This is a genomic window from Kosakonia sp. YIM B13588 (assembly GCF_042788165.1).
Classification (GTDB): domain Bacteria; phylum Pseudomonadota; class Gammaproteobacteria; order Enterobacterales; family Enterobacteriaceae; genus Kosakonia; species Kosakonia sacchari.
In genome coordinates this window covers 251,256-258,027 of the sequence record NZ_JBHZPO010000008.1, presented here as the reverse complement: position 1 = coordinate 258,027, position 6,772 = coordinate 251,256, and the positions used below count along the sequence as shown (strand labels likewise).

General features: G+C 52.9%; 7 protein-coding genes. 6 read left to right on the top strand and 1 reads right to left on the bottom strand.

Annotation, left to right across the window (positions count from 1 at the left end):
* Positions 1 to 302: 302 nt before the first annotated feature.
* Complete coding sequence (gmhB, locus tag ACFX4U_RS15640) at positions 303 to 869, bottom strand: D-glycero-beta-D-manno-heptose 1,7-bisphosphate 7-phosphatase (protein WP_313510662.1); 567 nt, start codon at positions 867 to 869, stop codon at positions 303 to 305.
* A 189-nt stretch (positions 870 to 1,058) separates the two neighbouring features.
* Between gmhB and metN the strand changes: the two genes are divergently transcribed.
* From metN to proS, 6 genes are all read left to right on the top strand, one after another.
* Positions 1,059 to 2,090 carry a methionine ABC transporter ATP-binding protein MetN gene (gene metN, locus ACFX4U_RS15635; protein WP_305737057.1) on the top strand — a complete coding sequence of 344 codons (1,032 nt, stop codon included), beginning with the start codon at positions 1,059 to 1,061 and terminating at the stop codon, positions 2,088 to 2,090.
* On the top strand, positions 2,083 to 2,736 hold the full coding sequence (locus ACFX4U_RS15630; protein WP_017458024.1) for a methionine ABC transporter permease MetI: 654 nt from the start codon (positions 2,083 to 2,085) through the stop codon (positions 2,734 to 2,736). Before metN ends, ACFX4U_RS15630 begins: the two co-directional genes overlap by 8 nt.
* 42 nt (positions 2,737 to 2,778) lie before the next feature.
* Positions 2,779 to 3,594: a methionine ABC transporter substrate-binding lipoprotein MetQ gene (gene metQ / locus ACFX4U_RS15625; protein ID WP_200552594.1), complete on the top strand. Its 816-nt coding sequence runs from the start codon at positions 2,779 to 2,781 to the stop codon at positions 3,592 to 3,594.
* Positions 3,595 to 3,702: 108 nt separating this feature from the next.
* Positions 3,703 to 4,107, top strand: a complete 405-nt coding sequence (gene rcsF / locus ACFX4U_RS15620) for an Rcs stress response system protein RcsF (RefSeq protein WP_313510667.1) — start codon at positions 3,703 to 3,705, stop codon at positions 4,105 to 4,107.
* On the top strand, positions 4,104 to 4,811 hold the full coding sequence (tsaA, locus tag ACFX4U_RS15615) for a tRNA (N6-threonylcarbamoyladenosine(37)-N6)-methyltransferase TrmO (protein WP_313510669.1): 708 nt from the start codon (positions 4,104 to 4,106) through the stop codon (positions 4,809 to 4,811). The genes rcsF and tsaA overlap by 4 nt, the downstream gene beginning before the upstream one ends.
* A 112-nt stretch (positions 4,812 to 4,923) precedes the next feature.
* Positions 4,924 to 6,642 (top strand): proline--tRNA ligase, encoded by a 1,719-nt coding sequence (gene proS, locus ACFX4U_RS15610; protein WP_020456624.1) that lies wholly within the window; start codon positions 4,924 to 4,926, stop codon positions 6,640 to 6,642.
* The last annotated feature ends 130 nt before the right edge of the window (positions 6,643 to 6,772 follow it).

Below are 6,772 nucleotides of genomic sequence, written 5' to 3'. Positions count from 1 at the left end.
TTTTTCGTCCGAGGACGTCAAGAATCCAGTCACCCTGAGTGCCCACACAGATTGTCTGATAAATTGTTAAAGAGCAGGTGCGACGCGCTTCAGCGCTCTGTCGCGAGGTGGCGTATATTACGCTTTCCTCTTTCAGAGTCAACCCTGATTTTCAGGATTTTTTCTCTTCAACCGAACCAGCTGTTTGTGTGAAGTGATTCACATCTGCCGTGTCGATGGAGGCGCATTATAGGGAGCCCGAGCTGAATGACAAGCGGAAAAATGCATTTTTATTTCAACCGCTCATCTTTTCGTCATAAAGGCTATTTTTGGTGCTTTTTAATGGCTGCAGGCAGCTCCGCGAGGCTATTAATCACCCAATCAGCACTCTTTTCAGCTTCCGACGTAACAGATTTACCGGTGCGTACCAGTACTTTTGTTCCTACCTGTGCGGCAGATGCCGCCTGCATATCTTCCAGCTTATCGCCAACCATATAAGAAGCGGCCATATCAATGTGCAGAAAATCGCGCGCCGAGATGAGCATGCCCGGGTGCGGTTTACGGCAGTCACAAACCTGGCGGAACTCTTCCACTGTTCCCTGCGGGTGATGCGGGCAATAGTAGATGCCATCCAAATCAACGCCGCGATCGGCTAAAGACCAGTCCATCCATTCGGTTAACGTTTCAAACTGCGCTTCGGTGAATTTCCCGCGCGCAATACCAGACTGGTTAGTCACCAGCACCAACGCATAACCCATTTCTTTCAGTTCGCGCATGGCGTCAATAACGCCATCAATAAATTCGAATTCGTCGATCTCATGGACATAGCCGTGATCAACATTAATAGTGCCATCACGATCGAGAAAAATAGCGGGTACAGACTTTGCCACGGGTTTGCTCCTGAAAAAGGCATATGTTCTTAGTATCTCATGTTTCGCTACACAGGAAAGTGCTCATCGTTGTTGAGTGACATTGATTTAGACGTCTGGATGCCTTACCATCCGCTCTGTTTACGGCTGGAAGTCGTAAACGGCAGAAGAAAATGCCACGGCTAACTCTCATACGATAAAAATAATCTAATGATTAAACTTTCGAATATCACCAAAGTGTTCCAGCAAGGGAACCGTACGATTCAGGCGCTGAACAACGTTAGCCTGCACGTTCCTGCTGGCCAGATTTATGGCGTTATTGGCGCGTCAGGTGCGGGGAAAAGTACGCTTATCCGCTGCGTGAACTTGCTTGAACGCCCATCGCAGGGCAGCGTTCTGGTTGACGGTCAGGATCTGACACAGCTGTCAGAAGCGGAATTAACCAAAGCGCGCCGCCAAATTGGCATGATCTTCCAGCACTTCAACCTGCTCTCTTCGCGAACCGTTTTCGGTAACGTTGCTTTACCGCTGGAGCTGGATAACACCTCGCGCGAAGAGATCAATCGCCGGGTAACAGAACTCCTCGATCTGGTGGGTCTGGCAGATAAGCACGACAGCTACCCGGCCAATCTTTCCGGCGGGCAAAAACAGCGCGTCGCCATTGCTCGTGCGCTGGCCAGCAACCCGAAAGTGTTGTTATGTGATGAAGCCACCAGCGCACTGGATCCGGCCACAACACGTTCTATTCTTGAACTGCTGAAGGACATTAACCGTCGCCTCGGGCTGACCATTCTGCTCATTACGCATGAAATGGATGTGGTAAAACGCATTTGTGATTGCGTGGCAGTGATCAGCAACGGTGAGCTGATTGAACAGGATACGGTGAGCGAAGTGTTCTCCCATCCGAAAACACCGCTGGCGCAGCAGTTTATCCAGTCCACACTGCACCTGGATATTCCGGAAGATTACCTGCAACGCTTACAGGCGCAGCCGCAAACGGACAGCGTACCGATGCTGCGGATGGAGTTTACCGGTCAATCCGTCGATGCCCCGCTGCTGTCGGAAACGGCGCGTCGTTTTAACGTGAACAACAATATTATTAGCGCGCAGATGGATTACGCGGGCGGCGTGAAGTTCGGCATTATGCTGACTGAAATGCACGGTACCGCTGAGGATACGCAGGCGGCGATCGCCTGGCTGCAAGAACACCATGTAAAAGTAGAGGTACTCGGTTATGTCTGAGGCAATGATGTGGCTTTTTGCCCGCAGCATCTGGGAAACATTATTTATGACCTTTGCTTCAGGCTTGCTGGGTTTTATCGTCGGTCTGCCGTTCGGTGTGCTGCTGTATGTGACGCGTCCGGGTCAGATCATGCAAAACCCGGGGTTGTATCGCGTGATTTCCGCACTGGTGAATATTTTCCGCTCCATCCCGTTTATCATTTTGCTGGTGTGGATGATTCCTTTCACCCGCGTGATTGTTGGCACATCTATTGGTCTGTATGCGGTTATCGTTCCACTGACCGTAGGCGCCGCACCGTTTATTGCCCGCATGGTAGAGAATACTCTGCTGGAGCTTCCTGCGGGTCTGATCGAAGCATCACGCGCAATGGGCGCAACACCCATGCAGATCATTCGCAAAGTTCTGCTGCCAGAAGCGCTGCCGGGGCTGATCAACGCGGCGACCATTACGCTGATTACTCTGGTGGGTTACTCCGCAATGGGCGGTGCCGTCGGTGCGGGTGGTTTAGGTCAGTTGGGTATCCAATATGGCTACGTGACCTACAATCCATTAGTGATGAATACCGTACTGATATTGCTCGTGGTTCTGGTTTACTTAATTCAGTTCGCTGGCGATCGTATCGTCCGGGCTGTGACGCATAAATAACGTTACACACAACATAACGACTCAGCTAGAAAGGAAAATATCATGGCTTTTAAATTCAAGACCTTTGCAGCAGTTGGTGCTCTGCTGGGTTCTCTGGCACTGGCAGGTTGCGGCCAGGACGAAAAAGATCCGAATCACATCAAAGTCGGTGTGATTGTGGGTGCCGAACAGCAAGTTGCTGAAGTTGCGCAGAAAGTCGCAAAAGAGAAATATGGCCTGGACGTTGAGCTGGTTACCTTTAACGACTACGTGCTGCCGAACGAAGCGCTGAGTAAAGGCGACATTGACGCGAACGCCTTCCAGCATAAACCGTATCTGGATCAGCAGATCAAAGACCGTGGCTTCAAACTGGTTCCGGTCGGCAACACTTTCGTTTACCCGATCGCTGGCTACTCCAAAAAAATCAAAGCTCTGTCTGAGTTGCAGGATGGTTCTCAGGTAGCTGTTCCGAACGACCCAACCAACCTTGGCCGTTCCCTGCTGTTGCTGCAAAAACAAGGACTTATCAAACTGAAAGATGGCGTGGGTCTGCTGCCATCCGTGCTGGATATCACCGAAAACCCGAAAAACCTGAAGATTGTTGAACTGGAAGCCCCGCAACTGCCGCGTTCACTGGACGATGCGCAGATTGCTCTGGCGGTTATCAACACCACTTACGCCAGCCAGATTGGCCTGACGCCGGAAAAAGACGGCATCTTCGTTGAAGATAAAGACTCCCCGTACGTCAACCTGATCGTCGCGCGCGAAGATAACAAAGACGCGGAAAACGTGAAGAAATTCGTCCAGGCTTATCAGTCTGACGAAGTCAGCGAAGCGGCAAATAAAGTCTTCAACGGCGGCGCAGTGAAAGGCTGGTAATCTCCTCAGTCTGTAATATCATTCAAGGCGGGCGCAAGCCCGCCTTGTCATTTGTGCACGCGCCTGATTCAATAAGCGGCGTTAAGAAAATTACTTCGAGGATATATTATGCGTGCTTTACCGATCTGTTTATTAGCACTCATGTTAAGTGGCTGCTCCTTGCTAAGCAGATCTCCTGTCGAACCTGTAAAAAGCACCGCTGTGGCGCCAAAAGTAGAACCGGAGAAACCGAAGGTCACGCGTCCTGCCCTTGTACGGGTTATTACGGATGCCACTGAACTGGTGGGTAAACCATTCCGCGATCTGGGCGAAGTCACCGGTGAATCCTGCCAGGCCAGCAATCAGGACTCGCCGCCGAATATCCCTACCGCGCGTAAACGCATGCAAATCAATGCATCTAAGCTGAAAGCTAACGCGGTTCTGCAGCACAGCTGCGAAGTGACCAGCGGCACGCCGGGCTGCTACCGTCAGGCAGTTTGCGTAGGTTCTGCACTGAATATCTCATCCAAATGAGTACATTTGCTTTCGAGCAAATCGGCGTTATCCGCTCACCGTATAAAGAGAAGTTTGCCGTACCGCGCCAGCCAGGCCTGGTGAAACACGGCGGCGGCGAACTTCACTTGCTTCCTCCTTATAACCAGCCCGATGCCGTGCGTGGCCTTGAAGAGTTCAGCCATCTGTGGGTGCTTTTCGTGTTTCATCAAACGATGGAAGGCGGCTGGCGACCAACCGTGCGCCCGCCCCGGCTGGGAGGAAACGCCAGAATGGGTGTGTTCGCTACGCGTTCGACCTTCCGCCCTAACCCGATCGGCATGTCGCTGGTTGAATTACACGGCATCCGCTGTCAGAAAGATCAGGTGATTTTACAACTTGGCAGTCTTGATCTGGTCGATGGCACGCCGGTGGTGGATATCAAGCCCTATCTGCCGTTTGTTGAAGCCTTGCCGCACGCGCAAGCCAGCTACGCACAACAGGCGCCTCCTGCTGATGTCGCCGTCACCTTTACACCGGATGTTGAAGCGCAGCTTATTGGGCTTGAAAAGCGCTACCCGCATTTCAAAACCTTCCTGCGTGAAGTGCTGGCGCAGGATCCGCGCCCGGCTTATAAGAAAGGGGAAGAACAGGGAAAAACCTACGCCGTCTGGCTGTTGGATTTTAACGTGCGCTGGCGCGTAACCGATGGCGGCTTTGAAGTGTTTGCGCTCGAAGCGCGCTAATTTTATCCCCCTCTCTTTTGGCATCTCCGCCAGGCTGATAAACTAAACCACTTTTTTCTGTGTCAGGCCTGTCTTAGGCCTGTTCCGATTGTCCAAATGGAACCGTAACAACATGCGTACTAGCCAATACTTGCTCTCCACTCTGAAGGAGACGCCTGCCGACGCCGAAGTCATCAGCCATCAGCTGATGCTGCGCGCCGGGATGATCCGCAAACTGGCCTCCGGGTTATACACCTGGCTGCCAACCGGTTTGCGCGTTCTGAAAAAAGTCGAAAACATCGTGCGTGAAGAGATGAATAACGCCGGTGCGATTGAGGTGTCCATGCCAGTAGTGCAGCCCGCAGACCTGTGGCAGGAAAGCGGTCGCTGGGAGCAATATGGCCCGGAACTGCTGCGTTTTGTCGATCGCGGCGATCGTCCGTTTGTCCTCGGCCCAACGCATGAAGAAGTGATCACCGACCTGATTCGTAACGAGCTGAACTCCTACAAACAGTTGCCGCTGAACTTCTTCCAGATCCAGACCAAGTTCCGTGATGAAGTGCGCCCGCGTTTTGGCGTCATGCGCTCACGCGAATTCCTGATGAAAGATGCCTACTCTTTCCATACCTCTCAGGAATCGTTGCAGGAGACGTACGATGCAATGTACGCCGCCTACAGCAAAATCTTCAGCCGTATGGGTCTGGATTTCCGCGCAGTACAGGCGGATACCGGTTCGATCGGCGGTAGCGCCTCGCATGAATTCCAGGTGCTGGCGCAGAGCGGTGAAGATGATGTGATCTTCTCTGACTCTTCCGATTTTGCCGCCAACATTGAGTTTGCCGAAGCGCTGGCACCAAAAGAACCGCGCGCTGCAGCAACGCAGGAAATGACGCTGGTTGACACGCCGAACGCCAAAACCATCGCTGAGCTGGTTGAGCAGTTCAACCTGCCGATTGAAAAAACCGTGAAAACCCTGCTGGTTAAAGCCGTTGAAGGCAGCAGCTCCCCGCTGGTTGCGCTGCTGGTACGCGGCGATCATGAGCTGAACGAAGTTAAAGCGGAAAAACTGCCGCAGGTTGCCGCGCCGTTGACCTTCGCCACCGAAGCGGAAATCCGCGCGGTAGTGAACGCAGGCCCTGGCTCGCTCGGCCCGGTGAATATGCCGGTTCCGGTCGTCATTGACCGTACTGTTGCAGCGATGAGCGATTTCTCTGCTGGCGCGAATATTGACGGCAAACACTACTTTGGCATCAACTGGGATCGCGATGTGGCGACCCCGGAAGTGGCAGATATCCGTAATGTTGTTGCCGGCGATCCGAGCCCGGATGGCAAAGGTACGCTGCTTATCAAACGCGGTATTGAAGTCGGTCACATCTTCCAGTTGGGCACCAAGTACTCCCAGGCGCTGAACGCCGCCGTTCAGGGCGAAGATGGCCGCAACCAGATCCTGACCATGGGTTGCTACGGTATCGGTGTAACGCGCGTAGTGGCTGCGGCCATTGAGCAGAACAACGACGAGCGCGGGATCATCTGGCCTGACGCGATTGCGCCGTTCCAGGTCGCGCTGCTGCCAATGAACATGCACAAATCTTATCGCGTGCAGGAGCTGGCGGAGAAACTCTACGCCGAGCTGCGTGCGCAAGGCATTGAAGTGCTGATGGACGATCGTAAAGAGCGCCCGGGTGTGATGTTTGCCGATATGGAACTGATCGGTATCCCGCACACGGTGGTGATTGGCGATCGCAACCTCGACAACGACGATATCGAATATAAATACCGTCGCAATGGCGAGAAGCAGCTGATCAAAACCGGGGATATCCTCGATTATCTGGTCAAAGCCATCAAAGGCTAAGCGCCCCAACAAAAAGCCCCGCTCTGCGGGGCTTTTTTATAACTACCGAAATACCACGTGACGGGCATCTGGCTTTGGCGCTGCCTCATTATTGCTGCGTTTAAATCAAGCATGACCAACAGAGGTTTCA